The sequence below is a fragment of the Streptomyces sp. CA-146814 genome, from assembly GCF_050942385.1.
GTDB lineage: Bacteria > Actinomycetota > Actinomycetes > Streptomycetales > Streptomycetaceae > Streptomyces.
Genome location: NZ_CP192068.1, coordinates 3,658,701 through 3,685,128, shown reverse-complemented (window position 1 = coordinate 3,685,128; position 26,428 = coordinate 3,658,701). Strand labels below are relative to the sequence as shown.

25 protein-coding genes and 1 pseudogene are annotated in these 26,428 nt (G+C 72.2%); 3 read left to right on the top strand and 23 right to left on the bottom strand.

Annotated features, from left to right (window positions below; genetic code table 11):
* Positions 1–82: 82 nt before the first annotated feature.
* The 9 genes and pseudogenes from ACQP09_RS16270 to ACQP09_RS16230 all read right to left on the bottom strand — a co-directional run.
* Positions 83–1,069: pseudogene (locus tag ACQP09_RS16270) on the bottom strand (TerC family protein); the annotation flags it as partial.
* A gap of 24 nt (positions 1,070–1,093) precedes the next feature.
* On the bottom strand, positions 1,094–1,831 hold the full coding sequence (locus ACQP09_RS16265; protein WP_433406619.1) for an enoyl-CoA hydratase/isomerase family protein: 738 nt from the start codon (positions 1,829–1,831) through the stop codon (positions 1,094–1,096).
* A gap of 140 nt (positions 1,832–1,971) precedes the next feature.
* Positions 1,972–3,102, bottom strand: coding sequence for a cytochrome P450 (locus ACQP09_RS16260; RefSeq protein WP_433406617.1), 1,131 nt, complete (start codon positions 3,100–3,102; stop codon positions 1,972–1,974).
* 290 nt (positions 3,103–3,392) lie between these two features.
* Entirely contained in the window at positions 3,393–4,823 is a 1,431-nt protein-coding gene (locus ACQP09_RS16255; protein ID WP_433400090.1) for a cytochrome P450, read from the bottom strand.
* Between the two features lie 73 nt (positions 4,824–4,896).
* Positions 4,897–5,487, bottom strand: a complete 591-nt coding sequence (locus ACQP09_RS16250) for a GTP-binding protein (RefSeq protein WP_433400087.1) — start codon at positions 5,485–5,487, stop codon at positions 4,897–4,899.
* Complete coding sequence (locus ACQP09_RS16245) at positions 5,462–5,836, bottom strand: DUF742 domain-containing protein (protein WP_356749955.1); 375 nt, start codon at positions 5,834–5,836, stop codon at positions 5,462–5,464. Before ACQP09_RS16245 ends, ACQP09_RS16250 begins: the two co-directional genes overlap by 26 nt.
* Complete coding sequence (locus ACQP09_RS16240) at positions 5,833–6,237, bottom strand: roadblock/LC7 domain-containing protein (protein ID WP_030571107.1); 405 nt, start codon at positions 6,235–6,237, stop codon at positions 5,833–5,835. The genes ACQP09_RS16245 and ACQP09_RS16240 overlap by 4 nt, the downstream gene beginning before the upstream one ends.
* Entirely contained in the window at positions 6,234–7,604 is a 1,371-nt protein-coding gene (locus tag ACQP09_RS16235) for an ATP-binding protein (RefSeq protein WP_433400082.1), read from the bottom strand. Before ACQP09_RS16235 ends, ACQP09_RS16240 begins: the two co-directional genes overlap by 4 nt.
* A gap of 508 nt (positions 7,605–8,112) precedes the next feature.
* Positions 8,113–9,357 carry a LacI family DNA-binding transcriptional regulator gene (locus tag ACQP09_RS16230; protein WP_433400079.1) on the bottom strand — a complete coding sequence of 415 codons (1,245 nt, stop codon included), beginning with the start codon at positions 9,355–9,357 and terminating at the stop codon, positions 8,113–8,115.
* Between the two features lie 164 nt (positions 9,358–9,521).
* On the opposite strand from ACQP09_RS16230, the gene ACQP09_RS16225 reads away from it, so the two are divergent.
* Together ACQP09_RS16225 and ACQP09_RS16220 are read left to right on the top strand one after the other, a co-directional pair.
* A complete protein-coding gene (locus tag ACQP09_RS16225; protein WP_433406616.1) occupies positions 9,522–10,466 on the top strand; it encodes a carbon-nitrogen hydrolase in 945 nt (314 codons plus the stop codon).
* A gap of 142 nt (positions 10,467–10,608) precedes the next feature.
* Complete coding sequence (locus ACQP09_RS16220) at positions 10,609–11,550, top strand: oxidoreductase (protein ID WP_433400076.1); 942 nt, start codon at positions 10,609–10,611, stop codon at positions 11,548–11,550.
* Positions 11,551–11,699: 149 nt separating this feature from the next.
* Here the strand turns inward: ACQP09_RS16220 and ACQP09_RS16215 are convergent, their stop codons facing one another.
* Together ACQP09_RS16215 and ACQP09_RS16210 are read right to left on the bottom strand one after the other, a co-directional pair.
* Positions 11,700–12,527 carry a permease prefix domain 1-containing protein gene (locus tag ACQP09_RS16215; protein WP_433400073.1) on the bottom strand — a complete coding sequence of 276 codons (828 nt, stop codon included), beginning with the start codon at positions 12,525–12,527 and terminating at the stop codon, positions 11,700–11,702.
* A complete protein-coding gene (locus ACQP09_RS16210; RefSeq protein WP_433400070.1) occupies positions 12,524–12,877 on the bottom strand; it encodes a PadR family transcriptional regulator in 354 nt (117 codons plus the stop codon). The genes ACQP09_RS16215 and ACQP09_RS16210 overlap by 4 nt, the downstream gene beginning before the upstream one ends.
* Before the next feature lie 152 nt (positions 12,878–13,029).
* Here ACQP09_RS16210 and ACQP09_RS16205 point away from each other — a divergent pair, with 152 nt between their 5' ends.
* Positions 13,030–13,593, top strand: a complete 564-nt coding sequence (locus ACQP09_RS16205) for a hypothetical protein (protein WP_433400068.1) — start codon at positions 13,030–13,032, stop codon at positions 13,591–13,593.
* Positions 13,594–13,647: 54 nt separating this feature from the next.
* Here the strand turns inward: ACQP09_RS16205 and ACQP09_RS16200 are convergent, their stop codons facing one another.
* From ACQP09_RS16200 to ACQP09_RS16145, 12 genes are all read right to left on the bottom strand, one after another.
* On the bottom strand, positions 13,648–14,877 hold the full coding sequence (locus ACQP09_RS16200; protein ID WP_433400065.1) for an LLM class flavin-dependent oxidoreductase: 1,230 nt from the start codon (positions 14,875–14,877) through the stop codon (positions 13,648–13,650).
* Positions 14,874–16,280, bottom strand: coding sequence for an NtaA/DmoA family FMN-dependent monooxygenase (locus ACQP09_RS16195; protein WP_433400063.1), 1,407 nt, complete (start codon positions 16,278–16,280; stop codon positions 14,874–14,876). The genes ACQP09_RS16200 and ACQP09_RS16195 overlap by 4 nt, the downstream gene beginning before the upstream one ends.
* A gap of 159 nt (positions 16,281–16,439) precedes the next feature.
* Complete coding sequence (locus tag ACQP09_RS16190) at positions 16,440–17,390, bottom strand: fumarylacetoacetate (FAA) hydrolase (RefSeq protein WP_433400060.1); 951 nt, start codon at positions 17,388–17,390, stop codon at positions 16,440–16,442.
* Positions 17,391–17,433: 43 nt separating this feature from the next.
* The gene (locus ACQP09_RS16185) at positions 17,434–18,750 is read right to left on the bottom strand and encodes a pyridoxal phosphate-dependent aminotransferase (protein WP_433400057.1); all 1,317 of its coding nucleotides are present in this window, start codon (positions 18,748–18,750) and stop codon (positions 17,434–17,436) included.
* Positions 18,751–18,790: 40 nt separating this feature from the next.
* Positions 18,791–20,506, bottom strand: a complete 1,716-nt coding sequence (locus tag ACQP09_RS16180) for an AMP-binding protein (protein WP_433400054.1) — start codon at positions 20,504–20,506, stop codon at positions 18,791–18,793.
* Entirely contained in the window at positions 20,503–21,669 is a 1,167-nt protein-coding gene (locus ACQP09_RS16175; RefSeq protein WP_433400052.1) for a Glu/Leu/Phe/Val dehydrogenase dimerization domain-containing protein, read from the bottom strand. Before ACQP09_RS16175 ends, ACQP09_RS16180 begins: the two co-directional genes overlap by 4 nt.
* A gap of 56 nt (positions 21,670–21,725) precedes the next feature.
* The gene (locus tag ACQP09_RS16170; protein WP_433400049.1) at positions 21,726–22,289 is read right to left on the bottom strand and encodes a type 1 glutamine amidotransferase; all 564 of its coding nucleotides are present in this window, start codon (positions 22,287–22,289) and stop codon (positions 21,726–21,728) included.
* Positions 22,286–23,110 (bottom strand): acetylglutamate kinase, encoded by an 825-nt coding sequence (locus tag ACQP09_RS16165; protein WP_433400047.1) that lies wholly within the window; start codon positions 23,108–23,110, stop codon positions 22,286–22,288. The genes ACQP09_RS16170 and ACQP09_RS16165 overlap by 4 nt, the downstream gene beginning before the upstream one ends.
* On the bottom strand, positions 23,107–24,162 hold the full coding sequence (gene argC, locus ACQP09_RS16160) for an N-acetyl-gamma-glutamyl-phosphate reductase (protein ID WP_433400044.1): 1,056 nt from the start codon (positions 24,160–24,162) through the stop codon (positions 23,107–23,109). Before argC ends, ACQP09_RS16165 begins: the two co-directional genes overlap by 4 nt.
* Positions 24,159–25,031 carry an ATP-grasp domain-containing protein gene (locus tag ACQP09_RS16155; RefSeq protein WP_433400042.1) on the bottom strand — a complete coding sequence of 291 codons (873 nt, stop codon included), beginning with the start codon at positions 25,029–25,031 and terminating at the stop codon, positions 24,159–24,161. The genes argC and ACQP09_RS16155 overlap by 4 nt, the downstream gene beginning before the upstream one ends.
* Before the next feature lies 1 nt (position 25,032).
* A complete protein-coding gene (locus ACQP09_RS16150; protein ID WP_015609635.1) occupies positions 25,033–25,218 on the bottom strand; it encodes a lysine biosynthesis protein LysW in 186 nt (61 codons plus the stop codon).
* 28 nt (positions 25,219–25,246) lie between these two features.
* Entirely contained in the window at positions 25,247–26,401 is a 1,155-nt protein-coding gene (locus ACQP09_RS16145; protein ID WP_433400039.1) for an isopropylmalate synthase, read from the bottom strand.
* Between the last annotated feature and the right edge of the window lie 27 nt (positions 26,402–26,428).

The window sequence follows — 26,428 nt, the reverse complement described above, 5'->3', positions numbered from 1 at the left end:
GCCGGTCCTTCGACGGCAAAAGGCCGGGCATCGCGAGAGGGAGTTTCTTTCCCTTCGCTTTGCCCGGCCATTACCCTGTGGGTTACTCCGACGGCTTATCGTCAGATGACTTCACCGCGGTCTCCTCGGATTCCTTGTCCGGCGGTGGGCGCCGGATGCTGAGAATGACCGAAGCCGTCAGGATGACCACGATCACCGCCAGGCTGATCGGCGAGGGAATCTCCGGAATGGAGGTGCTGATCATCTTGTGCGATGCCTGGAGAACGAGCTTGACCGCGATGAAGGCCAGAATGATCGCGAGGCCCGTGCTCAGGTAGTGGAAGCGGTCCAGCAGTCCCGCCAGCAGGAAGTAGAGCGCTCGCAGTCCGAGGATGGCGAACGCGTTGCTGGTGTAGACGATGAACGCGTCGTCGCTGACCGCCAGCACGGCGGGCACGCTGTCGACGGCGAAGAGCAGGTCGGCCGCCTCGATCGCGGCGACCACCGCGAGCAGCGGTGTGGCGACCCGCTTCCCCTCCTCCTTGATGATGAAGTGCGTTCCCGCGTATTCGTCCCGGACCGGCATGATCTTCCGCAGCATCCGCACCGCGAAACTCTGCCCCGGATCGAAGCTGTCCTCCTCGTCCTTGAGGATCTTCCAGGCGCTCCAGAAAAGGATCGCGGCGAAGAGGAAGAGGACGAAGGTGAAGCGGTTCACCACCGCGACGCCGGCTGTCAGGAAGATGGCGCGGAACACCAGAGCGCCGATGACACCGTAGAACAGCACGCGGTGCTGATATTCGCGCGGAACCTTGAAATAGGCGAAGATCAGCGCGAAGACGAACAAGTTGTCGACGGACAGGCTCTTCTCCAGCAGCCATGCCGTTGTGTATTCCGTACCGGCGGTCGTGCCGAGTACGAAGAAGACGACCACGCCGAAGATGAGCGCGAGGCTCACCCAGAGCGCACTCCACCAGGCTGCTTCCTTGAACCCGATGACATGCGCGTTGCGGTGGGCCAGCAGGTCGACTGCGAGCGAGACGACCACCGTTACGGCGAACGCTGCCCAGAGCCAGAACGGTACATCCACGCCCGGGACCTCCCCTGTTGATTGTTACGAGTGTGACTGGTCGGGCCCAGGAGTGCGAGGGGGTGTGCGCCGACCGGCTGCCGCGACCGAGGCCATCAGCTCCGCGTCCAGGAACGAGGGATCGGCCATCCGGGTGGCGGCCGCATAGGAGCTGAGCAGGGCTTTCGTCACCCGGAGGGCCGCTTCGGGGCGGCGTACGACGGGCTTCGCCCAGGCCTCGACAGCCTGATCCAATTCATTTTCCGGAACGACCCGCTGGAGGACGGAGAGCGCTTGCGCCTCGGTGGCGTCGAACGCCCTCCCGGTCAGAATCAGTTCGCGGACCCGGGCCGCGCCGACCTCATGGATCAGCCGGGGCAGCAGCCCGCCCCACGCGGTGGGCAGCCCGAGCGCCAGCTCCGGCAGCCGGAAGGAGGCGTTCTCCGCGCCCACCCGCAGATCGCAGGCGAGCGCGAGCGCGAACCCCGCGCCGATGGCCTTGCCCTGGACCCGGGCGATGGTGACGGCCCGGTTGCCGGAGAGCGCCTCGCAGACCCGGCGCGCCTTCTCCCCGGCGACCCGGATGCCCCGGCCGTCCGGGTCCTCCTCCAGCCAGCCGGCGAACTCGGTCCGGTCGCCGCCCAGGCAGAAGTCGTCCCCGGCACCGCTGAGCACCAGCACCCGCACCCCGGGGTCCGGAGCGGCGACGAGGTCCAGCAGCTCGTCCAGCATCGCCTCGGTGACCGCGTTGCCGGTATCGGGGGCGTTCAGCTCCACGTACAGGACGGGGCCCTCGCGCCGGCCGCGTACCGTCGCGGGCTCCTCGTAGGAGGTCCCGGGCTCCTCGTAGGAGGTCCCGGGCTCCTCGTACGAGGAGGAGGACGAGGAGGAGGACGAGCTCAGGAAGTCCGGCAGCGAGAGCTTCACAGCGCCACGCCCATCGACGTGATACGCCTGAAGACCATCCGGGGCGCGTACGCGGGTGGCGAGGTGATCCGGAGGGTGGGGAAGCGGTCCAGCATGCGGGCCAGCAGCGTCCGCGCCTCCAGCTTGGCCAGCGCCGCGCCCAGGCAGTAGTGCACCCCGCCGCCGAAGGTGAGGTGGCTGCCGCCGCGCAGGATGTCGAAGGCGCCGGGATCGGGGTTGCGGCGCGGGTCGTGGTTGGCGGCGCCGTACAGGACGTGGACCATGCTGTCCTTCTTGATCGGGACGCCGGCCAGGACGGTGTCCTCGGCGGCGATCCGGGTATTGATGTGGATGGGCGGGTCGTAGCGCAGCACCTCGTCGACGGCCGCGTCGATGTGCTCGGGGTGGTCCCGCAGCCACTGCCAGCGGCCGGGGTCGGCCAGCAGCAAGGAGGTCATCGACGTGAGCAGCGTCGCCGTGGTCTCCAGCGAGGCGATGGTGACGAACATGGTGAGCCGGTAGAGGATCTCGTCCGCCCGCTCCCGGTCCGGCTCCATCGCGTCCCAGGTGTGGATCCAGCCGGTCAGCACGTCGTGGCGGGGCTCGGCGCGGCGGCGGGCGACCAGGGCGGTGAAGTACGCGCGCAGCTGCACGGTCGCCTCGGCGGAGATCGCCAGCTGGCTCCTGGTGGGCAGCAACTCCTGGGCGTACACCTGGTTGTGGGTGATCTCCAGGAGGTGGGGGTAGTCCTCGGGCGGCAGGCCGAGCCAGGAGCCCACCGTGTGGATCGGCAGCTGTTCACCGACCGTGGAGACGAAGTCCGCCTCACCCCAGCGGAGCTTGTCGGCCAGCTCGTCCAGGAGCCGGTCGGCGTCGCGCTCGACGTCGGGGGTGAGGCGTTCGATGGTGGAGCGGTCGAAGAGATTGCCCAAGGAGCGGCGCTGGCAGGTGTGTTCGGGGGCGTTCAGCCGGGCGAGCGTGCCGGTCATCTCCCGGGTCGCGATCGCGTCCCACTGCTTGGAGTCGTCCTGCCGCTCCTGCCAGGCGAAGTCGGGGGCGAGCCAGGTGCGTCCGCGCAGCACCTTGCTGCAGGTGTCGAAGCCGGTGACGAAGTAACCGTTCCACGGAGCGCGGACGACGTCACCCATCGTCCGCAGCTCCGCGAGTATTCCGTAGGGTTCGGCCTGTCCTTCGGGTGTACTGAGCCGTCGGAGCAGACCGATGACCGCGCGCCGTCCGTCGGGGGTCCTGGTGGTACCGCCAGTGATGCTCACGCAGAGTCCCTTGACCTAGGCCCATGGTTACCGACCAGAACCTACCCTTCCGGATAGCTGCGCCAAGCATCGTTCTCTGTTGCCCCCGTCACATGCAATCGTCACAAATGCCCGTTGTCATATGCGAATTGTCAGCCTGTGGGCCATACGCGGCCGACGGCCCGTCAGACCCGGAAGACGTCCAGGAACGAGCTCCACCACCCCTTGTTCTTCTTCGCCGGCTCCGCAGCGTGACGACCGGCGGGTGGAGACTGGGGCGCCGCGTTCCGGTACGGGTCGGGCAGCTGTGCCGAGGTCGCCGCCGGCGGCTGGGTGCCGGTCGCGGTGCGGCGGGCCGCGGTCGGCGTGAACCGTACGGGCAGGGCGATCAGGGCCCGGTGGAAGGGGCCGGGACGCCAGCCGACGCCCGAGGCCGGGACGGCCAGCGAGAGGTCGGGCACGGTGTTGAGGATCTTCTCGATCGCGGTCAGCGCGATGAGCGTGGCGGGCGACTTGGCCGGGCAGACGTGCGGGCCCGCGCCCCAGGCCAGGTGGGCGCCCTTGCTCAGGGTCTGGCGGGCGTCGGTGAGGGACGGGTCGCTGTTCGCGGCGGCGAAGCTGATGAGCACCGGGGTCTCCGCCTTGAGCACCACCCCGTCCAGCTCGATGTCCCGGACCGGGTAGTGCGTGGCGTAGTTGGCGATCGGCGGGTTGTTCCACAGGACGTCGTCCAGCGCGTCCTCCACGAGCATCCCCGAACCGCGCCGCTCGTGTCCGCCGCCTCGGCGGTCGGGCCCGCCCGGCTGGTCACCGGCGAGCATCAGCAGCAGCGCGTTGGCGATGAGGTTGCGCTCCGGCTCCACGCCGGCGCCCATCAGCATCACCAGCTGGTCCTTCAGCTCCTCGTCCCGCAGCCCCGCCGGGTGCTGGATGAGCCAGGAGGTGATGTCCTCACCGGGCTGGCGCCGCTTCAGCGCGACCAGCTCCATCAGGCACTCGGTCAGCTCCGCGTTGGCGCGCAGCACGTCCTCGCCGTCGAAGATGGCCGACATCGACCGGGTCAGCCGGTCACCGATGTCGCCGGGGCAGCCGAAGAGCTGGTTGAACAGCAGCAGCGGCAGCAGCTTGGCGTACTCGTTGAGCAGGTCGGCGGTGCCGCGCTCGATGAACTGGTCGATCAGGTAGTCGGCGATCCGCTCGACGTCCCGGCTCAGCCGGCTGCTGTTGAGCCGTGCCAGCGACTCGGTGACCGCCTTGCGCAGCCGCAGGTGCTCGGCGCCGTCGGTGAACAGGCAGTTGGGCCGGTACATCATCATCGGCAGCACCGGGCTGTCCATCGGGATCGCGCCCTCGCGCAGCGCCGCCCAGCGCCGCGAGTCCCGGGCGAAGAGCGCCGGGTTCTGCAGCACCCGCAGCGCCGCCTCGTGCTGCACGATCAGCGTGGCGTCCACGCCGGGCGCCAGCTCGATCGGCGCCGCGGGCCCGTGCGCCCGGAACGCCTCGTACACGTGGTGCGGGTCGGCGGCGAACTCCGGACCGTACAGCGAGGTCTGCTGCCGGCTCATCGGGCACCCGGCGGGGGCGCTGTACGGGGTGGCTCCCGGCGACGGGTCCATGTTCGGCTTCCTCGGTGTGATCGCGGGGACGGTCGCCCCGGCTTCGGTTGGGGGTGTGCGGGGGAGAGCGGGCTCAGGCCGCGTGCGCGAGGAGGTGGCGTACGAGGGTGATCAGGGCCTGCGCGGAGGACTTCTGGTCCCGGGCGTCGCAGTAGACGACCGGGGTGTCCGGCAGCAGGTCGAGCGCCTCGCGCAGCTCCTCCTCGGCGTGCTGGGAGTACGGGTCGAAGCTGTTGACGGCGACCGCGTACTCCAGCCCGTACGTCTCGACCAGGTCGATCACCGGGAACGTGTCGGCCAGCCGCGCCGGGTCGACGAGCAGCAGCGCGCCGAGCGAGCCGCGCGCCATGTCCTCCCACAGCTCGACGAACCGCTGCTGTCCCGGCGTACCGAAGAGGTAGAGGACCAGCTCGTCGCTGAGGGTGAGGCGGCCGAAGTCCAGGGCGACCGTGGTGGTCTTCTTGTCGGGCGCGCCGCGCAGATCATCGACCTGGGCGGCGGCCTGGGTCATCCGCTCCTCGGTGCGCAGCGGGGTGATCTCGGAGAGCGTGCCGATCAGGGTCGTCTTGCCCACGGCGAAGTGGCCGACGACGAGGATCTTCGCCGCGCGCTGGACCGCGTCCGGCACATAGATGCTCTCAGCCGAACCGGACTTGAAGTCCATGCAACACCTCTTCGAGGATCTTTCTGTCGACGAGCTGGGCGGGCGGCGGCGCCTTGCGGCGCAGCAGATGTCCCTGCTGGTTTAAGTCCTGGAGCAGCAGCCGGGCCACACCGACCGGCAGGCCGAGGTGGCCGGCGACCTCGGCCACCGAGAGGTAGCCGCCGGAACACAGCTCCCAGATCGCCTTGATCTCGGGGCTGGGGCTGGGCGGCGGCTGGCGGTCGGGGGCGAGGGTGACGAGGGTGACGAGGGAGAGCTCGTCCGCGTCGGGGAGCCCCCGGCCACCGGTGATGACGTAGGACCGGACGAACCCGCTGCTGACGCTGGACTCCTCGCCCGGTGCCGTCATATCTCGCTGCCTGCGTTCTGGCGGGGCGGCGTGGTCATCGCCTTCCCCAGCGCGGTGACCTGCTGCTGCATACGGAAGGACATCGCCTCCATGTCCACATCGGCGGCGGCGGTGGCGGCGAGGTAGGCGCCGGTGCCGGCGGCGATGAGGAAGATCCAGCCGTCCTCGTACTCCAGGAGCGTCTGCCGCCAGCGGCCCGGGCTGCGGGTGCCGATGAAGGGGGCGACGGCACGGCTGAGGGACTGCATGGAGCTCATGGCGGCGGCGACGGTCTCCGCGTCGTCCCGGCCGATCTCGCTGGAGTTGGCGAGCAGCAGCCCGTCGGCGGACACGAGGATCGCGTGCCGGGCTCCGGGTACCTGGAGCACATCGTTGAGTACCCAGGACAGATCGGGGTTCACTGGATCTCGGATCCTTCCGTGGTCGTCGTCGTGGTCCGCCCGGAGCGGGTGCCGCGCTGGAACGCGCCCAGGCGGGAGGCGGTCTCCTCGTTGCTGCGGACCGGCTGCGGGTCGGCCGGGGGCACCGCGGAGACCGGGCTCTTGCGACGACGCTTGGGCAGCCCGCCGGCGGTGGTGGTGATCTGGGCCAGCTGCTGGGTGGCGGTGTCCGGGTGCTGCTGGGCGGCGTCCTGGCGGTGCTGGGCGGCCGCGGCGTCGTGGTGGTGCTGTGCGCCCGGGGTGTCCTGGCGGTGCTGCGCGCCCGGGGCGTCGTGGCGGTGCTGGGCGGCCGGCGGGAAGAGCGGGGTGGGGGCGGGGGCCTGCTGCCACTGCTCGGGCTGCGGGGCGGCCTGCGGCTGGTGCCGGATTCCGTACGCCTCCGGGGCCTGCGGGACCTCGGCGGCGGCCGGGGCGGGCTGCGGGACCTCCGTGGTGAGCAGCTCGTCGGGGATCAGTACCACCGCGCGTACGCCTCCATAGGGGGAAACAGAGTCCACCGAGACCCGGAACCCGTAGCGGGCGGCGAGCATCCCGGAGACGGCGAACCCGAACTGCGGCGGGATGCCCAGGCTGGAGACGCTGATCGCGGCCTGGGGGGTGAGGAGGGCCGCGGCACGGTCCTTCTCCTCCTGGCCCATGCCGAGGCCGGCGTCGTCGACGATGAGGCAGACACCGGTCGGCACGGCCTGGATGTTGATCTCCACCGGGGTGCCGGGGGCGGAGTAGTTGGTGGCGTTGGCGAGCAGCTCGGCGAGGACCACCGCGACCGGTTCGACGGCCCGGCTGACGACCGAGAAGTTCACCTGGCCGTTGACCCGGACCCGGTCGAAGTGGCGGATACGGCCCTGGGCGCTGCGGGCCACGTCGAAGACGGAGGCCACGGTCTCGCGCCGGCCGAGCCAGCCGCCGCAGAGCACCGCGATGCCCTGGGCGCGCCGCCCGAACTGGCTGTTGGCGTGGTCCATGGCCATCAGGTCGGCGAGGATCCCGGGGTCGTCGCCGTACTTGCGCTGGGCCTTCTCGATCACGACCTGCTGCTCGTCGGCGAGGCCCTGAAGGGTGCGGACGGCCGCCTTGAGGACCGCCTTGGTCTCCTCCTCGGCATCCTTGCGGACCTCGGCGAGCTCGGAGGCCTGCCGCTGGAGGAGCCCGTTGTGGACGACATGGAGCTCGTCCCGCTGCCGCAGGAGCGTGTCGCGCTCCGCGCTCAGCTCGGCGGTGCGTCTGCGCAGTTTGATGTTGGTCGCGCGAGCCCGCAGGACGGCACCCACGGCGACCAGTGCTACGACAACCAGCGCCCAGATGACGGGGCCCTGTGGAAATGTCATGAGACTCACTTCAAGTGCCATGGCTGGAAACGGCTTGACACCCCGTCAGGCGACACGCGACCAGGGCTCGTTCGCCACGACCGTGCGCCGCTTCGGGAGGTGCCCCTCCGAAGGTGGGGCCGAGGAATTCATCCCTCCCGGAATGCCCCCATATGCCATCAGCCCACTGGAAGTAAGATGATCTTATCACCGGCCGCCCGCCGAAATGTCAAGCTCGCCACGCCAGTTGCCACTCGACGCAGAACGTTCACATTGCGGAGACGTGGAGGAGGGGGTCCGGGACGGATTCCCTTTGGGGGGTGGGGGGTTGGGGCGCCGGGGGGGGGCGGGCTTCGGACCCCGCTCAGCCGTATACGGGCGAGGGGGTCGGCGGCTGCCGAGAAGGCCGTCGTGGTGGTCAGGTCGGTGCGGAAGATGGCGAACGTGTCCTCGTGGCGCGAGATCACATGACTTCCGGTGGCGCCACCCCGTCACAACGGGCTGAGGGTGAAGGTGAGTTGTGCCCTGTTCAGGTGGGCCCGGCGGTCGTGGACGCCCTCGTCTCCAGCGCCCAGGCGTGGCGGCGGACCGTGTCCGGGGCGGTGCGGCCCGCGAGGATGTCGCAGAGCAGCTCGGCGCAGGCGCGCCCGTACGCGGCGGGGCGCAGGTCGACCGCGGTGACGGGCGGCTCGGCGGAGCGGGTGGCGGTGCCGTCCACACAGGAGGCGACGAGGAGAGGCGTACGGGGGTGGGTGCGGGGGTCTGTGGCGGTGTGGGTTTCCGTGCCGGGGGGTGTGCGGCTGTCCGTGCCGGTGGCCGTGTGGCTTCCCGTGCCGGTGGCGGTGTGGGTTTCCGTGTCGGTGGCCGTGCGGCTGCCCGCGCCGGTGGCCGCGCGGCTTCCCGTATCGGTGGCGGTGTGGGTTTCCGTGCCGCCGGGAGCCGCCGCTGGCGGCAGTGCGCCTGGCTCGACCGTACGGCCCAGAGTCGCCGCTGCCCGGAGGACGCCCGGAGCCGCGCCGTCCGGGGCGCAGATCACCGCGTCCACCGCCGGGTCCGTCCGCAGCAGCGCGAGCGTGGTCTCCTCGGCCTCGGCCGGAGTCGCGGCGAACGGTACGGTCCGCAGCGCCACGTCCACCCCGCGCTCCCGGCCCCAGGAGGCGGCGGTGGCCCGTAGCGCGGTGGCCCAGGCGGAGGTGCCCCCGGGGGCCAGGACGGCGGGGCGACGGGCGCCGCGCTCGGTCACATGGTCCAGGAGTGCGGTGAGCGACGCGGCGTTGTCGCAGACCACGGCACCGGTGGGAGCGGCGGCGGGGCCGAGGTAGCGCTCCCCGGTCACCACCGGAACGCCCGCGTCCAGCAGGCCCGGGACCGCGCTGTCGTCCACCTCCGGGTCGATCACCAGCAGCCCGTCGACCCGCGAGGCGACCGGCCCGCTCGCCGCGCCCGCTCCGCCTGCGACGCTCGCCGGGGCCAGCAGGACGACGTCGAGCCCTTCCTCCTGGGCGCGCGCGACGGCCCCGAACGCGAGGTTCATGTAGTAGTCCAGCCGGGTCGCGGTCTGCGGCAGATGCAGACCGATGGCCCCGGTGCTGGAGCGGCGGAGCCGCCGGGCGGCGCTGTTGGGCCGGTAACCGAGCTCCTCCGCCACCGCGCGGACCCGGTCCCTGGTCGCCTCCGCGACGCGGCCCGAGCCCTGGAGGGCGTCGGAGACGGTGCTCTTGGAGACCCCGGCGGCGCGGGCCACGTCGAGCAGGGTCACGTTCCGGGAGGTCACGGAGGTGAAGTCTAGACGGTCGTGATCGTACGAGGTGAAGGGTTGCCGGAACGTTCCGGCACGGTTAGATTCGGTCCGTGCCGGAACGTTCCGGCAACCCGTCTCCGTACCGTGCGGCGCCCGACCCGAGCCGCCGCACCCGCCCCACGCCCCTGGAACTGGTCATGCGTCTGATCACCGCGTACAACCCGCCCGCCTCCCCGACCCGGACCCGCCCCGCCGACCGCGCCCCGCTGCGCGTCGCGGCCGTCCAGCAGCGGTGGCACCGCGACCCCGCCGAGCACCGCGCCGCCCTGCTGGAGGGCGTCCGCCTCGCCGCGGCCGAGGGCGCGCGGGTGGTCTGCCTCCAGGAGCTGACGCTCTCGCCGTACTTCGCGGTCGTCCGCCGCGCCGACCACCCCGCGCCCGCCGAGCCGGAGGAGCTGCTGACCGGCCCCACCTTCACCTTCGCCGCCGAGGCCGCCCGCGAGCACGGCCTCCACGTCCACGCCTCCCTGTACGAGAAGGCCCCGGCGCCCGACGGCCAGGACGACGGCCTCGGCTACAACACCGCGATCCTCGTCGCCCCCGACGGCACCCTCGCCCAGCGCACCCGCAAGACCCACATCCCGGTCACGGAGGGGTATTACGAGGACGACTGGTTCCGGGCCGGACCGGCGGGCGACGACGCGTTTCCGCTGGTCACGGTCGACGAGGCCCGCTTCGGCCTGCCGACCTGCTGGGACCAGTGGTTCCCGGAGCTGGCCCGCGCCTACTCGCTGGCCGGTGCCGACGTCCTCGTCTACCCGACCGCCATCGGCTCCGAGCCCGGTTTCCCCGGCTTCGACTCCCAGCCGCTCTGGCAGAAGGTGATCACCGGCAACGCGATCGCCAACGCCACGTTCATGGTCGTGCCCAACCGGATCGGCGCCGAGAACGGCCTCACCTTCTACGGCAGCTCCTTCATCGTCGACCCATACGGCCGCGTCCTGGCCCAGGCTCCGCGCGACGAGCCCGCCGTCCTGGTCGCGGATCTCGACCTCGACGCCCGCCGCGACTGGCTGGAGCTGTTCCCGTTCCTGACCACGCGCCGCCCGGACGCGTACGGTCCGCTCACGCTGACGGACTGACCTGGCCCGACGGGCCTGAGGAAATTACGGACCGACGGGCCCCGGGGGGGGCTCCTCAGCTCAGGGGGTTCGGCGGGCCCCAGGGCGGATCGGCGGGATAACCCCATGGTCCGGAGGAACGCCGAGCGGAGATCATTCAGTCATGACCTCCACGAGCTCCGCGAGCAGCACCACAGCCCCGATCACCGCGGCCGCGTCCGGCCGTTGGACCCTCGGCGATCTGCCGGTCAACCGCATCGGCTTCGGCACGATGCGGTTGCCGCAGACCGGCGGGGCGCTCGTGGCCGACGCCGTTCCCCGCGACCGCGATGCGGCCCTGGCCGTCCTGCGCCGGGCCGTCGAGCTCGGTGTGAACCACATCGACACCGCCGCCTTCTACTTCTCCCGGCTGCGCTCGGCCAACGAGCTGATCAACAGCGCCCTCGCGCCGTACGCGGACGACCTCGTGATCACCACCAAGGTCGGCCCGGACCGTGACCGGACAGGCGCGTGGGCGGCCCATGCCCGCACGCCCGAGGCGCTGCGCGGCCAGGTCGAGGAGAACCTCCGCCAGCTCGGCCGCGACCACCTGGACGTGGTGAACCTGAGGATCGTCGGCCAGGATTCGATAGCCGAGCGCTTCGGTGCTCTGGCCGAGCTGCGCCAGGCCGGCCTCATCCGCCACCTGGGCCTCTCCAACGTCACCCCGGCCCACCTTGCCGAGGCCCGGGCCATCGCGCCGGTCGTCTGTGTCCAGAACCGGTACGGGATCGGGGTGCGGCCCGAGGACGACGCGTTCGTACGGGAGTGCGGGGAGCAGGGGATCGCGTTCGTGCCGTTCTACGCGATAGCCGCGGCCGGCGGGGAGGGCGGCGCGACCGGGGCCGAGCCGGCCGAGGTGCTGGCCGTGGCGGAGGCGCGCGGGGTCAGCCCGGCGCAGGTTCGGCTGGCGTGGACCCTGCACCAGGGCCCGCATGTGCTGGCCATCCCCGGCACCGGCGACCTCGGTCACCTCGCCGCCAATGTGGCCGCCGGAGCCCTGCGGCTCTCCGAGGACGAGCTGAAGCTTCTGGACGGCCTGCACCGGAGCGCCACGACCGGCTGATCTCCCGATCCTTACGGTTCCGGATCCTTACGGTTCCCGACTCTCACGGTTCCCGACCCTCACGGATCCCGATCCTTGACGTTGCGGGGCCCGGCTGATCCTCGCTGTCACGGGGCACGCGCGACGGGCCGGCCCTCCCGGCGCGGGTCCTACAAGGTGGCGGGCTCTCCCGACGGCAGCCGTGCGCACCGGCGGCAGGCGCGGGCCGAACCGGCGACGACGGCGTGGGAGGCGGCGGCCAGCGCGCAGGCCGCCGCCGTCAGCGGCCAGTTCTCGGCGAGGACCGACGCGGTGGCGAGGGCCAGGGTGGCCACGGCCATGGAGACGCTCGCGGTGGTGCCCGTCCAGGCGATCGTGAGCGGCAGCCGGTGCGGGACCGGGAGGTGCCGGGCCAGGGTGCCGGTGGCGGCCAGGGTGGCCGCGGCCAGGAGGACCGCCGCGCCGGCGACCGTGGCCAGGTTGGTCGCGAGCAGGTGCGCGGCACGGGGCACGGCCGCATCCTGCGGCCCGCCGACGCGCTGCACCAGGAACCAGCACGCCAGGAGGAAGGGGGCACTGAGGGCGACGGCGCGGGCGGTGTGCCGGGCCTGGGCGATGGTCAGTTCGCGCTGGAAGCTCTCGGCCAGCTCCCGGGCCGATCCGAACTCCGCCACCGCCCGGCGGACCGCCCGCTCGTACGGCTCGCCTTCGCGTGCACAGGCCGCCACGGTCTCCGTGAGCCCGTCGCGCGCCTCCTCGATCAGACGGGACTTGGCCCGGGCGGGTCCGCGCAGGAGGCCGTCCAGCTCGCTGACGTACGCCTCCACGAGGTCGCGGCCGCGGTCATCGTCGCCGTCGCCCCCGCGCTCACCGCCACGGCCGTCGCGGCCGTCCCCGCGCTCACCGCCACGGTCACGGCCATCGCCGCCGTCCCCGCGCTCACCACCACGCTCAACGCCACCGTCACGGCCATCGCGCGGCGGGCCGCCGGTCGTCATGCGCCCTGCCCGTGCGGGTGCGGGTGCGGGGCGACCGGGTTGAGGACCGATCCGATCGCGGCGGTGAAGTCCTGCCAGGCCGTGCGTTCGTCCGCCAGGAAGCGGGCTCCCGCCTCCGTCAACGCGTAACACCGGCGTTTGCGCCCGTCCTCCGACTCCCAGGTGCTGCGCAGCAGGCCGAGCCGCTCCAGCCGGTTCAGCGCCGGGTAGATGGTGCCGGTCCGCAGTTCGAGCGCGCCGCCGCTGCGCTGCTGGACCGCGGTGATGATCGCGTATCCGTGCAGCGGGGCCGGTTCGAGAACCGCCAGGAGGAGACCGTCCAGATGTCCGCGTACCGCATCCTGCCTCATGCGTAGGCAGGCTACAGATGGGAGGGCGGGAAGGCCAGTGGTCCAGTCGAATAAGTAGGCCGCCTACCCATGGAGGCCTGAGCCGTGCTATTCCTGGGGCGGTCGCCCATGCATTGGCAGCCAACGCAATACTCACCCGAAGGGGCCCCTCCGTGACCAAGTTCCTGCTCTCGCTGCACGTTCTGGCGTCCATCCTGGCGGTCGGGCCGATCACGGTCGCCGCCTCGATGTTTCCCCGCTACGCCAAGCCGCCCGCGCCCGGCGACGGCGGACCGCACGACCATGACCTCCGGACGGCCGCCTTCCTGCACAAGATCTGCCGGGGGTACGCGGTGGTCGGCATCGCCGTTCCCGTGCTCGGCTTCGCCACCGGGGCGCAGATGGGGGTGCTGGGCGATGCCTGGCTGGTGGCGTCGATCGTGCTGACGACGATCGCCGCCGCTCTGCTGATGGCCATGGTCCTGCCCGGGCAGCGCGAGCTGCTGGAGGAGGGGGAGGGAGAGGGACCCGCCGGTACGGGAGCGGGGGAGGCACCCGCCGGTAAGGGGGAGGATCTTGCCGGGGCGGGAGCGGGGGCGGGCGCGGGCACTCTCACGGTGGCCGAGCGGCGCTCGGCGGCGGCCCGGCTCGCCATGACCACCGGGATATTCAACCTGCTCTGGGCGACGGTCGTCGTGCTGATGATCGTCCGCCCGGGGTCGACGACGGGGGCCTGACCACGGGGGCCTGACCGCGAGCGGCCGGGCCCCCGGGACTTCGGCGCCGCAGGCTCAACCCGCCTGCGCGTAGCGGCTGGTGGGGCGGGCCAGGCCGAGGTGGCCGCGCAGGGTGGTGGACGCGTACTCCGTACGGAACACTCCGCGCCGCTGCAGTTCCGGGACCAGGCCCCGGGTGATCGCCGTGAGGTCGTGCGGCAGCGTGGCCGGGCGGAGGCGGAAGCCGTCCAGGCCGGTGGAGTGCCGGTCGAGGAGGAGGTCGGCCAGTTCGGCGGGGGTGCCGGTGAAGATCTCGGCGTCCGAGGCGAGTTCGGCTCCGGCCGCCTCGTCCAGGCGGGCCTTGCGGCGGGCGGCGGCGCCCGGTTCATCGTCCAGGAGGATGACGAGGTCCGCGAAGGTCCGCAGGGGCCGCTCGCCCACGTCCCGGCCGGTGCGCTCCACCGCCTCGGCGACCTGGGCGAGGACCGACGCGGTGCCCGCCCGGTCGTGCGGGGTGATGGCGACGACGTCGGAGCTGAGCGCGGCGAACTCGTACGGCGTGGTGGCGTGCGCGAGGCTCACCACCAGCGGCTGGCCCTGAGGGGGGCGCGGGGTGATGGACGGGCCCTTCACGCTGAAGCCGCTGCCCTCGAAGTCGATGTGGTGGACCTTCTCGCGGTCGAGGAAGCGGCCCGTCGCCGCGTCCCGTATCTCGGCTCCGTCCTCCCAGCTGTCCCAGAGCTGCCGGGCTGCCTCCACCACCTCGGCGCCCTCCGCGAAGAGCGCGCGCAGCGGCTGGGAGATCGACTCCGAGTCGGTCACGTCGTCCTCGGTGAGCTGGGGGGTGGTGCGGCGGCCGAAGTGCGCGGCGTCGGCGGCCCGGGACGCTATCTGCGGGCGCCAGCCGGCCCGGCCCCGGCTCGCGTGGTCGAGCGTGGCGATGCCGATGGCGAGGTGGAACGGTTCGGTGTGGGTGACGTTGGTGGTCGGGACCAGGCCGATGTGCGTGGTGAGCGGGGCGAGGTGGGCCGCGAGCAGCACCGCGTCGATGCTGCCTCTGACCTGGTCGGTGCGGTCGTCGGGGAGGTGGAAGGCGGCGGACTGGAGGCCGAGCGCGTCCTCGAAGGTGACGAAGTCGAGCAGGCCGCGCTCGGCCTCGGCGACCAGGTCGGCCCAGTACGCGGCGTCGAGCAGCTCCCCGGGCCGGGCACCCTCCTCACGCCAGGCGGCCGGATGCCACCCGGCACCGTCGAGCGCGACGGCCAGGTGGAGGGGGGTGGCGGAGGCGCCCGACGTGCCGGTCATGCGGAGGTCTCCTCGGTGTCGCGTCCGGTACGCAGGGGTTGGCCGGGGCCGCCCCAGTCGGCCGGGCGGGGTGCGGTGGTCAGGCCAAGGTGGTCCCGGAGCGTGGTGCCGGTGTAGTCGTCGCGGTGGACGCCCTTCTCCTGGAGGATCGGCACCACCCGGTCCACGAAGTCGTCCAGGCCGCCCGGTGTGAGGTGCGGGACGAGGACGAAGCCGTCGGCGCCCTCGGTCTGCACGTAGTCGTCGATGGCGTCGGCGACCGTCCGCGGGCTGCCGACGAAGGTCTGGCGGCCGCCCACCTCGATGACCAGCTCCCGGATGGAGAAGTTCCGCTCCTCGGCGAGCTTGCGCCACTGCCGGGCCGTCTCCGCCCGGCCCTTGCGGAAGACGGAGTGCCCCTTCAGGAAGTGGGCGTCGTCCTCGGGCTCGATGTCGGGCAGCGGCCCGTCCGGGTCGTACGCGGACAGGTCACGGCCCCAGACCGCCTCCAGGTGGGCGATCGCGGTCTGCGGGCTGACCAGCTCACGGCTGATCTCCTCCGCGTAGGCCGCCGCCTCCTCGTCGGTGTCCGCGACGACCGCGTTGGCGGTGGGAAGGATCAGCAGATCGTCAGGGCTCCGGCCGTACGTGGCCAGGCGCCGCTTCACGTCCCGGTAGAACTCCCGGGCCACGTCGATCCGGTTGTGCTTGCTGAAGATGACCTCGGCGTCGGAGGCGGCGAACTCCCGGCCCGCGTCGGACTCGCCGGACTGGATGATCACCGGATGGCCCTGCGGACCCGGCGGAGTGGTGAACCGGCCGGAGATGTCGAAGTGCCGGCCCCGATGGGCGAAGCGGCCGGCGCCGGCGGCGACGAACTCGCCCGACGCCGCGTCCGCCCGGAGGTCTCCACCGGACCAGCTGTCCCACAACTCCCTCGCCGTGGTGAGGAATTCGGCGGCCCGGGTGTAGCGGTCGGCCTCCGGGAGGAAGCCGCCCCGGCGGAAGTTCTCGCCGGTGAACGCGTCGTAGCTGGTCACCACGTTCCAGGCGGCCCGCCCGCCGCTGAGCCGGTCCAGGGTGGCGAACCGGCGCGCCACCTCGTACGGCTCGTTGAACGTCGCGTTCACCGTGGCGGCCAGGCCCAGGTGCGTGGTGACGGCGGCCAGGGCGCTGAGCACGGTCAGGTTCTCCGGACGCCCCGCGATGTCCAGGTCGTAGACCTGCCCCTTGTGCTCGCGGAGCCGCAGCCCTTCGGCGAGGAAGAAGAAGTCGAACTTGCCGCGTTCGACGGTCTGCGCGAGCCGGATGAAGGAGTCGATGGCTATCTGGCTCTCGGAGCGCGGGTCCGACCAGACGGTCACATTGTGGATGCCGGGCAGCTGCGCTGCGAGATGCACCTGTTTCTTGGCGGTGGCGGGCACGGTGCGGTCTCCTCCTGCGAAGTCCTGCGAAGTTCTGCGTAGTCCTGCGTCGTCCTGCGAAGTCCGGCGGCGGTGAGGCGAGTTGAGGTGGTGGCTCTCAGAGCGTGCCTGCGACCTGTGCCCTCTGCACAGGTCGGCCGGCCCTACTTCACGAGCTGTTCATGCCGTCGCGACAGGAGCCGGTGCGGCGGCCGGAGTGGTGGACGGGGCCGGCGCGACGTACCGCACGCGGTTCTCGAAGGCGACCCCGTGGCTCTTCACGTCGATGGCGATCCGGTCGCCGTCGGCGATCCGGAACCCGTCGTGGAAGCTCGCCTCGTCGGCGCCGAGCAGGACGTAGTTGACGAGGCCGGGCCGCCGTACCGCCGGGAAGGTGAACAGGTGGTCCGCCATGTCCTGGATCCGGTAGTAGAGCGCGTCGTCGCCGCAGTCGAACGGGCCCTCCCAGGCCGTCGCGCCGTCCCGGACGATGGTGACCCGGCCGGTCACCGTGCGCGGCGGCGGGCCGAGGAAGAGCCACGGCGTGAGGGCGGTGTCGCACAGCTTGCAGTACGGGTTGTAGCCCGGGTCCTGGCGGTGCAGGCCGATGTCGCACAGGTCGTTGCCGAAGGTGTAGCCGGCGTAGTGCGGGGTGCCGTCGGCGTCGTTCACGTAGACGAGCGCCACCTCCGGCTCCTCGATGAGGGCGACCGGCCGCGCCGGCACGTTCAGGTCCTCGCCGGGCAGCCGGACCCAGTCGCCGAACCCCTTGAAGAACCACTTCGGCGGGGTGAACTCACCGTCCTCCGGGGCCGTTTCGCCGCCCCACTTCTTCTTGTGCGTGCCCATGAAACCGCTCAGCAGGGCGTTGCCGGTGGCCTGCGGCAGCAGCGGCGGCAGCAGGCGCAGCTCCGGGTCACCGGCGGTCACCGTGACCGCCGCCGCGCCCTCGGTGAGCGCGGCCCGCAGCGCCTCCTCGGAGCCGTCGGTGGCGATGAAGGCGGCGGCGACCTGACCGTCCTCCACCCGGTACAGGGTCTGCTCGGCGCCCTCCTCGGGACGGCCGAAGCCGACATGGCGTTCGCCGTGGTGGAGGGCCTCGAAGAGAACGGGGAGGTGGGAGTGGGGCATCGGTGGCTCCTTCAGCAGGTGTACGTAGGTGAGGCGGGTGACATCAGACGTGCGGGGCGAGAGCGGCGGCCGGCGCGGCCGCGAGGTCGGCCAGGACCTCGCCGACCCGGTCGACGGACTCCCGTATCCACGGCAGGGCGAGCGGATCGGCCGCCTCCGCCGACTCCAGGGCCGCCGTGCGCTGCTCGTCCGTTGCGCCGTAGAAGTGGCTGGTCGCCGCGCGGATGCGCAGCGGGTGGCCGGGCTCGCCGAACGCGGTGGCGGGCAGCACGCCGACCCCGTACCGCTCCGAGAACAGCGCGGCCAGACCGTCGCCGTCATGCACGCCGTGCCCCGCCGCCAGGTGGTCCCGGAGCGGCTCGAAGTCCGGGTAGAGGTAGCAGGTGGCGGCGACGGGCGAGAGCTCCGCGCCGACGGCGGTGAAGCGGGCGGCGACCGCGCGCACCACCTTCTCGTGCAGCCACCGGCTCGCCGCGATCCGCGCGACGACCTCCGGCGGCTCGCCGAACGCGTACGCGGCCGCCGTCTGTACCGGCGCGGGCGGGCTCGACCAGATCTGGCTGGCGACCGCCACCAGCCGGGTGTGCAGGGCCCGACCCAGCTCGTTGTCGGGCAGCCGGGCCACGCCCGTACGCCAGCCGCCGAGCGCCAGGTTCTTGGTGAGCCCGGTCGTCACGACGGTGCGCTCGGGAGCGTGGAGAGCGGGGGAGACGGCCGGTTCGGAGCTGTCGTAGACCAGGTCGCCGTAGATCTCGTCGGAGACGACGACCAGGTCGAGTTCGCGGGCCGCCGCCGCCAACTCCCGTACGGTGGAGACCGATGCGACCGTCCCGGTGGGGTTGTCCGGCACGGTCACGACCACCGCGCGCGGGTTCTGCCCGGCCGCCCGCGCGTCGGCCACCGCCTCGCGCAGCCGCGCCGGATCCGGCACCCCGCCCTGTCCCGGCAGGATCGGTACGGGCAGGGGGCGCGCCCCGGCCAGCCGGGCCTGGGCCGCGTAACTCACCCAGCTCGGGACCGGCACGACGACGTCCCCGCCGATGGCCAGGAGCAGCGCGAAGAGCAGCGACTTGCTGCCCGGACCCGCCACGACGAGCCCCGGGTCGACGGCCAGACGGCGCCGCTCCCAGTACCCGGCGACGGCGGTGCGCAGGGCCGGGCTGCCGGCGACGGAGCCGTACGCGTTCTCGCCGGCCGCCGCCGCGAGCCGGTCCCTGAGGGCAGGCAGCACGGGCAGGCCGATCTCGCCGCTCGCCATCGACAGCACCCGCTCCCCGGCCGCGCGCCGACGGGCCAGGGCCTCGTCGGCGGCGAGGGTCGCGGACATGGCGACGGGCGAGGCGGGTGGGGGTTCGGGCATGAGAGCAGCTCCAGTACGTGAATGGGTGGACGAGTACGGGTCAGGCGGAGGCGTCCGGCGCGTACCGCTCGCGTAGCTCGGCCTTGCGGACCTTGCCGGTGAGGGTCTTCGGGAGTGCGGGGACGAGCTCCAGCCGGTCCGGCAGGAAGCGGGTGTCGTGGCCCGCCGCCGTGACCCGGGCCCGTACCTCGTCCAGCGTCGGTCCCCGGCCGCCGCGCGGCACGACCACGGCGACGATCACCCCGTCCGGCCCGCCGGAGGGTTCCAGGCCCACCAGCGCGGCCTCCTCGGCCCTCGGGTGGCTGCCGATCACCGCCTCCAGCTCCGTCATCGGCGCCACCCGCCCGTCCCGCAGGATCGCGTCCCGCGCCCGGCCGATGATCCGGATGCCGCCCCGGCCGTCGTCCCGGGCCAGGTCGCCGGTGTCGAACCAGCCGTCCTCGTCCAGCTCGGCCGCGAACGCCTCCGGCCGCCGGTGGTACCCGAGCGCGAGCGACGCGCCGCGCACCTTGAGCCGGCCGACGGAGTCCGCCGAAACCGCCGAACCGCCGTACGCCTCCGACACCTCGATCCGGGTCTCCATCGCGTCGATCGCGCGGCCGTTGCTCCGCGCCGACCAGCCCTCCGGGTCCTCGGGCCGCGTGGTGGTCACCGGGCCGTTCTCCGACATGCCCCAGAGCGAGTGGGCGCGGGCGCCGAGCGTCTCGTGGACCTCGTCGGCCAGCTCCCGCAGCACCGGCGCCGAGCCGATCACCACATGGCGCAGCGTGCTGGTGTCCCGCCGCTCGGCGCGCTGGGACGCGGCCACGTCGGCGAGGGTGGCGGGCGGCCCGTAGAGCAGGGTCGCGCCGTACCGCTCGACCAGGTCGAGCAGGGCCTCGTTACTGCGTACGTCCTGGAAGGCGACGGTCCCGCCGAGCAGGACGCCGGCCAACACCCCTTGGGCGAAGCCCGAGTAGTGCACCAGCGGCGTGGAGACGGCCGCCACCCACTCCTGGCCCTCACCATCGGCGGCGCCGAACGCGTCGACGTATCCGCGTACGGCCGAGTGGACCGTGTTCTGGCTGTGCAGCACGCCTTTGGACAGTCCGGTCGTACCGGAGGTGAACAGCACCACGAACGGGTCGTCCGCACCGAGTGCCAAGCCCTCCAACCGGGCCGCCGCGCCGTCCCGCTCCTCCCGTGCCTCGGCCACGAAGTGCTCGTGGAACGGACGCGCGCCTTCGGGCAGCCGTGGCCCGTCCACCACCAACACGTGCTTCAAGGAGGGGAGTTCCTCCAGCAGGCATGTGGCGATCTCCGCCAGCGGGGTGCCCGACCACTCCGGGAGCGTGATGCACACCCGGGCCTCCGTGAGGGAGAGGCGGTGGCGCAGCTCGACCTCCGTGCAGATGGGCGAGATCGGGATGATGACCGCGCCGACCCGGATCGAGGCGAAGATCAGCGGCACCATCTCCCACCGGTTGGGCAGCTGTACGGCGACGAAGTCACCGGGCTCGACGCCGAGTTCGAGCAGCGCCAGGGCGAACCGGTCGGTCAGCCGGTCCAGTTCGGCGTAGGTGAGGGTGTCCGTACGGGACTCCGCAACCCGCCGGCCCGCGATGGCGAGCCGGTGCGGCCGCTCGCGCGCCTGGCGGTGCAGGTCGTCGAGGAAGGTCTCCGGCCGCCACCAGCCCCGGCGGCGGTACTCGGCGGCGCGCTCCTCCGCGACAGCCGCCCCCACAGGCGCCGGCCGCTGCTTCGCCGCCGTACTCATCCGCGCTCCTTGCGGCGGACCGCGAGCAGCTCCGGCAGCGGGTCGCCCGCGCGGGAGGCCGCGATCTCCAGCAGGTTCCGGGTGTTCTGCCGGACCCGGTCGCCGACCCAGTCGAAGACCCACGCCTTACGGGCCTGCGCCTCCAGGTCGAACGGGACGACCCGGGTCACGGCCAGGGCGGCGGACGCGGCGCCGCCGATGCTGGCGATCACCCCCGGCGCCAGCCCGGCCCCGGAGGCGGCCACCTTCTCCTTGGCGGCTGCGCTGGAGGCGAGGTTGGCGCCCTCCACCACCAGACCGGCCCGCAGACGGTGGGCGTTCTCGGCGTTGATCGCGTACTTCTGCGCGGCCAGGATCAGGATGTCCGCGTCCACGTCGAGCCAGGCGTCCGGTTCGCCGGAGAGCTTCACGTCCTGCGGCAGCCGGGTCCGGTCGATGGCGCCGAACTGATCGGTGATGGCGACCAGTTCGGCCACCGGCAGCCGGTCCGCGCTGATCGTGCCCTGGATGTCCGCGATGCCGACGACGATGTGGCCCCGGTCCTCCAGGAACCGCGCCACCGCCCGGCCCACCGCGCCGAAGCCCTGCACCACGACCCTGGCCGGCTCGGTGCGGCCGCTCGCCTCCAGCGCGGTGACCGCCGCGACGCCGACGCCGTGACCGGTGGCGTCGATCAGGGGCTCGTAGTACGTACGCCAGTCGATCGGCATGTCCGGGGCGCCGAGCCGGTAGCGCGGGTCGTACGCCGCCTCCGCGAAGAAGACCGCCCGGTCGGCCGGCGTGACGCCCATGTCGATGCCGAGGTGGATGCCGCCGTGCAGGAGCGGCTTCACCGTACGGCCGAAGGTGCGGAAGGTCTCCTCGCGCGCCGCACCCCCGGAGTTCGTCCCGTCGGCCACGATCCCGGCCTTGGCGCCGCCGATGCGGAGGCCGGCCAGCGTGAACTTCTCGGTCATGTCCCGGGCCAGGCCCGCGACTTCCTCCTCGCTCACGCCGGCGGTCATCCGGGTGCCGCCCATCGCCAGGCCGTCGACGAGCGTGTCGATGACCACCCAGCCCTTGATGGCGCCGCCGCTGCCGTTGAGGTGGACGGTGAGGGCGGGGTCCTGCGGTTCTTCCGGTACTGCTGTTCCTGCTGTTCCTGCTGTTCCTGCTGCGCTCATGGTGAAGTCCTCGTTCTGTACGAAGGGGTCGGTTGCGGGCCCGGTGACGGCCACGGTCACTGGTAGAGCTGCGCGAAGCCGCGCAGGATCTCCAGGCCGTCCTTGCGGAACTCCAGGTGGGCCTGGGCGCCGTGGATCCGGCCGTCGTCCGAGCGCAGGAACTCCACGGGCGCGTGCTCGGAGCGGCCGATCGAGCGGTAGCCCGCCGGGGCCGCCCGGAGGTAGAGCGTGTGCCGGTGGAAGACGGTGACCGTGGGCTTCACGTAGCTGAAGAGCGGTTCCTCGGTGTCCACCTGCACCTCGTATCCGCCGACCCGCTGCGGACCCTCGGCGAGTTCGCCGCCGGCCGCGACGGCGAGGATCTGCATGCCGCCGCAGATACCGAAGACCGGTACGTCCGCTGTCGTCACCAGGTCGATCAGGGGCTTGTAGAACTCACTGTCGTACGCGCGCACCTTGGTGCCGCTCAGCACGATGGCCTGGTAGCGGCCGTCGACCCGGGCCGGTACGGAGGAGGCGTCGACCGCCTCCGTATCCGAGCCCAACTCCTCGAATCGGGCGCGTAGTTGTTTCAGCGAGAGCGTGCCGTTGTTGACGACCAGTACGCGGGATCTGCTCATGCGCCCGCTCCTTCCCCGGAGGCCTGTACGTCGGTGATCAGCGTGCCCGTCGTGCCGTCCAGCAGCTCCGTGACGGCGGCGCTGCCGATGACGACCCGGTCCACTCCGCGCTCCAGGGCCTCGCCGGCCGCGCGCAGCTTCTTGCGCATCCCGCCCTTCGCGCCCTTGTCGCGGAAGGCGGCGGCGTCCTCGGCGCTGATCCGGCGGACCGGCCGGCCGTCGATGAGCAGATGGCCGACGTCGGTGACCAGGACCAGGTCGGACGCGCCGGTGGCCCCGGCTATCGCGGCGGCGGCCCGGTCGGCGTCGGTGTTGACCTCCTGGCCGGCCGCGTTCCGGGCGAGCGGCGTGACCAGGTAGGCGTGGCCGGGCTGGAGGTTCTTGAGCGGGGCCGGGTCGACGCCGGTGATCGGGCCGACGAGGTTCTCCAGCTCGACGAGCTGCTTCTCCCGCCACCACCAGCGTTCGCCGTCGCCCGCGCTGACCAGGCCGTCGCTGCCGAGCAGCCGCTCGGCGGTAATGCCCCGGTCCTCCAGCCGGGCGAGGACGTCCTCGGCCAGGACGGCGCTGACCGTCTTGATGTCGTCGATGACCTCGGGCGTCGTCCACCGGCTCTGGTTGCCGTACCGGTCGCGCAGGATCGCCGACGGTTCGCTGTAGCGCGGGTCGAGCTGCTTCAGCGGCTTGGACCAGCCGTGCACGAGGACCAGCGTCCGCTCCCGGCCGTGCCGGGCCAGGTCGTCCCACCAGGTGGAGTCGAGGCCGTCCAGGCAGCTGCCGCCGAGCTTGACCACCGTGGGAACGGCAGGGGATGCGCTCATGCCGGCATCACCGGCTGCTGCGTCAGCCCCGTCTCCTCCGGCAGCCCGAACCGCAGGTTCGTCACCTGCACGGCCTGTCCCGCCGCCCCCTTGACCAGGTTGTCGAGCGCGGCGAGCACGACGATCCGGCCGCCGTCCTCGTCCAGCAGGACGGTCACGTCGGCGTAGTTGGAGCCCAGCACCACCTGCGGGTCGGGCACCGGGATCAGCGTCTCGTTGTGCCGCCGCACCCGGACGAAGGGGCGCCCCTTGTAGAAGCGCAGGTAGGCCCGGTTCAGCTCGCGCTGGTCGACCTGCTCGTCGGTGAACACGTACGAACTGGTCAGCAAGCCGCGTACGTTGGGGACGCCGTACGCCGACATGGTCAGGTTCCCGATGGTGCCGGGCTTGCTCCGCTCCAGGAAGTCACCGACCTCGGCGGCGTGCCGGTGGCCGGTCGGGGAGTACGGCGCGATGGCACCGGCCCGGAACGGGTGCAGGTCCGAGGTGCGCAGCTGGACACCGCCGCCGCTGGACCCGCTCTTGCCGTCCACCACCACCGTCTTCAGGTCGAGCCCGAGGCCGAGCGTGAGCGGCGCCAGGCCCAGGGTGATCGCGGTGGCGTAGCAGCCGGGCAGCGAGATGAGGGCGGCGTCCGCCAGCTGGTCACCGATCAACTCCGGTACGCCGTAGACGAATCGGTCGGCCAGGTCGGTGCGGCGCTTGACCTTCGGGTACCAGCGGTCGTGCAGTTCCGGCGTACGGATGCGGAACGCGCCGCTGAGGTCGACGATCGCCGGGACGCGGTCCGCGAGCAGCGAGGCCAGCTCGGCCGAGACCGGCGCCGGGGTGGCGAGGAAGAGCACGTCGACCTGGTCCGCGACCTCTTCGGTGACCGGCTGGATGGTCAGGCCCTGGTCGTTGCGGAGGCCGGGGTGGAGTTCGGAGGGGCGGCGGCCGATGTTGGAGGAGCCGCCGAGGAAGGTGAGTTCGAGGTCGGGGTGCTGGGTGATGAGGCGGATGAGTTCGCCGCCGGCGAGCCCGGAGGCGCCGACGACTCCTGCACGGATCATGCGAGTAGCTCCTGCACATGACGGGCGATGGCCGAGGGGATGTCGGCTCCGGTGGCGGAGGCCACGGCCCGGAAGCCGGGGGCGTGGTTGACCTCGTTGACGACGTAGCCGTCCGGGGTGGCGAAGAGGTCGACGCCGTAGATGCCGGGGCCGAGCACGTCCACCACACCGTCGACGATCTTCACGACGTCGGGGTCGTGGGCGATGGCGCGGTTCTTGTTGCCGAGCGCCGCGTTGTTGCGCCAGTCGCTGCCGCCGCTCTCGAACTCCGCCGCCCCGATCAGCTCCCGCCCGACGACCAGGCACCGCACCGAGCTGCCGCCGAGGTACGGCTCCACCACGCTGGCCTGCTCGAAGGCGTGGGCCAGGTCCTCGATGTAGTCGTACACGGAGTGCGCGGTGTCGGCGTGCCGGATCAGCGTGACCCGCTTGCCCATCCCGCCGAAGACCGGCTTGAGGACGAGCGGCAGCGGCAGGTCCGCGAGCGCCTTGTCGAAGTCCTTGCGGGAGAGGACGAGCCGGTGGTCGGGGACCGGCACGCCCGCCGTGTGGAGCAGGGCGCGCAGTACGGCTTTGTTCTCGCAGGCGTGGATGGCCCGGGCGGTGTTCAGCGTGGGGACGCCGGCCGCCTCGGCGAGGCTGGCGATGAGGCCGCCGCGCGTGTAGCTGCGGCTCCGGATGAGGAGCGTGTCGTACCCCTTGATGGCCGGGGCGCCCGGGTGGCCGAGCGAGAGGGCCTCGTCGTTGACCCAGTCGATACGGAGGCCGAAGGCGGGGGCCGCCTCGATGAGCAGCCGTTCCTCCCAGGCGATCCGGTCCGCGACGAGGGCGACGGAGGCGACGGGCGCGCCGGGGCGAGGTGCGCCCATCTCACTGGCCCCAGTCGCGCAGCTGCACCTCGACCATCTCCAGCGTCAGCCGGCCGTCCTCGACGGCCTCGACGCGGAGGGTCAGGATGCACTCGGGGCAGGAGAGCGTCTCGCCGAGGGTCACCGGGGGGACGGTCAGGTCGGTCTCGCACTCGGGGCATACGCCGGTCAGGGTGGCGGTGGACATCGTGAACTCCGCAGAGAGGTGGGGTGGGTTACGCGGGTACGGGACGGAAGTCGATGGCGGCCTTGCGGATCGTGTCCCGGTCCAGCAGCGGGCGGCCGTCCCGCTCCTGCCGCTCGGCCAGCCACGGCGTGAAGGCGTCGACGTCGACTTCCAGGCCGGAATCGGCCAGGGCCCAGCGGACCAGCGCGGTGGTGAGACGCGAGCGGACGCGCAACTCGCGCCGGTTGCCGACGAGTTCGGCGGGCAGCGTCTCGTACGCGTGCGGGTGGCTCAGCTGGCCCGGCAGCTCGTACGCGAAGGCGTGCGGCGTGGTCGGCCCGGACTGGAAGGCGTCCCCGAGACCGGCGCCGCGCAGTGCGATCCGGGACAGTTCGGTGAGGTGGGTCAGGTCGAAGCGGGTGTCGCCGTGGATGACGCGCAGCGAGGTGAGCAGCTCGGCCAGCGGCGCGTTGCCGCCGCGCTCACCGATGCCGCCGACGGTCGCGGAGATCCACTGGGCGCCCGCCCGCACGGCGGCGAGGGAGTTGGCGACGGCCATGCCGAGCATGTTGTGCGAGTGGATCTCGATCTCGGAGCCGTCGATCGCGGTGAGGTCCGCGACGACCTCTTCCATCTGCCACGGCGAGAGGTACGCGACGGTCTCCGCCAGCCGGAACCGGTCGGCCCCCGCCGCGAACCCCGCCTCCACATACGGCACGAGCCGCTCCCGGGGCGTACGGGCGCCGTCCTCGCCGCTGAACGTGACGTGGAAGCCGCGCTCCTTCGCCTGCTGGATCGCCGAACGCGCCAGCGCCTGAAGGAACTTGGGACTGGCCGAGTCCAGCTTCAGCTGTGCGTGCTGCTCGGAGGTCGGGATGGAGTACATGATGTGCCGTACGCCGAGCCGCTCGGCCTCGTCCAGGGCGCGGACCACCTGGCGGCGGTCGCGGACGACGACGAGCGTCATGCTGCGCTCGGGGGTGACCGCCTCGTGCGTGGCGAGGACGAGATCGGCGTCCTTGGAGTCCGGTCCGGAGACCATGCCCACCTCGACGAGCTCGACGCCCGTCCGCACCAGCAGGTCCGCGATGGCGGCGGCGTCCTCGGGGCCGAATTCGACGCCTGCCATATGGGCGGAGTCCCGCAGGGTCGCGTCCGATATCCGGGGTGGCCTCTCCAGTTTCTCGGGGCCTTCTGCTGCCATGTGATCCGCTCCTCTTCCGGGGCTGTA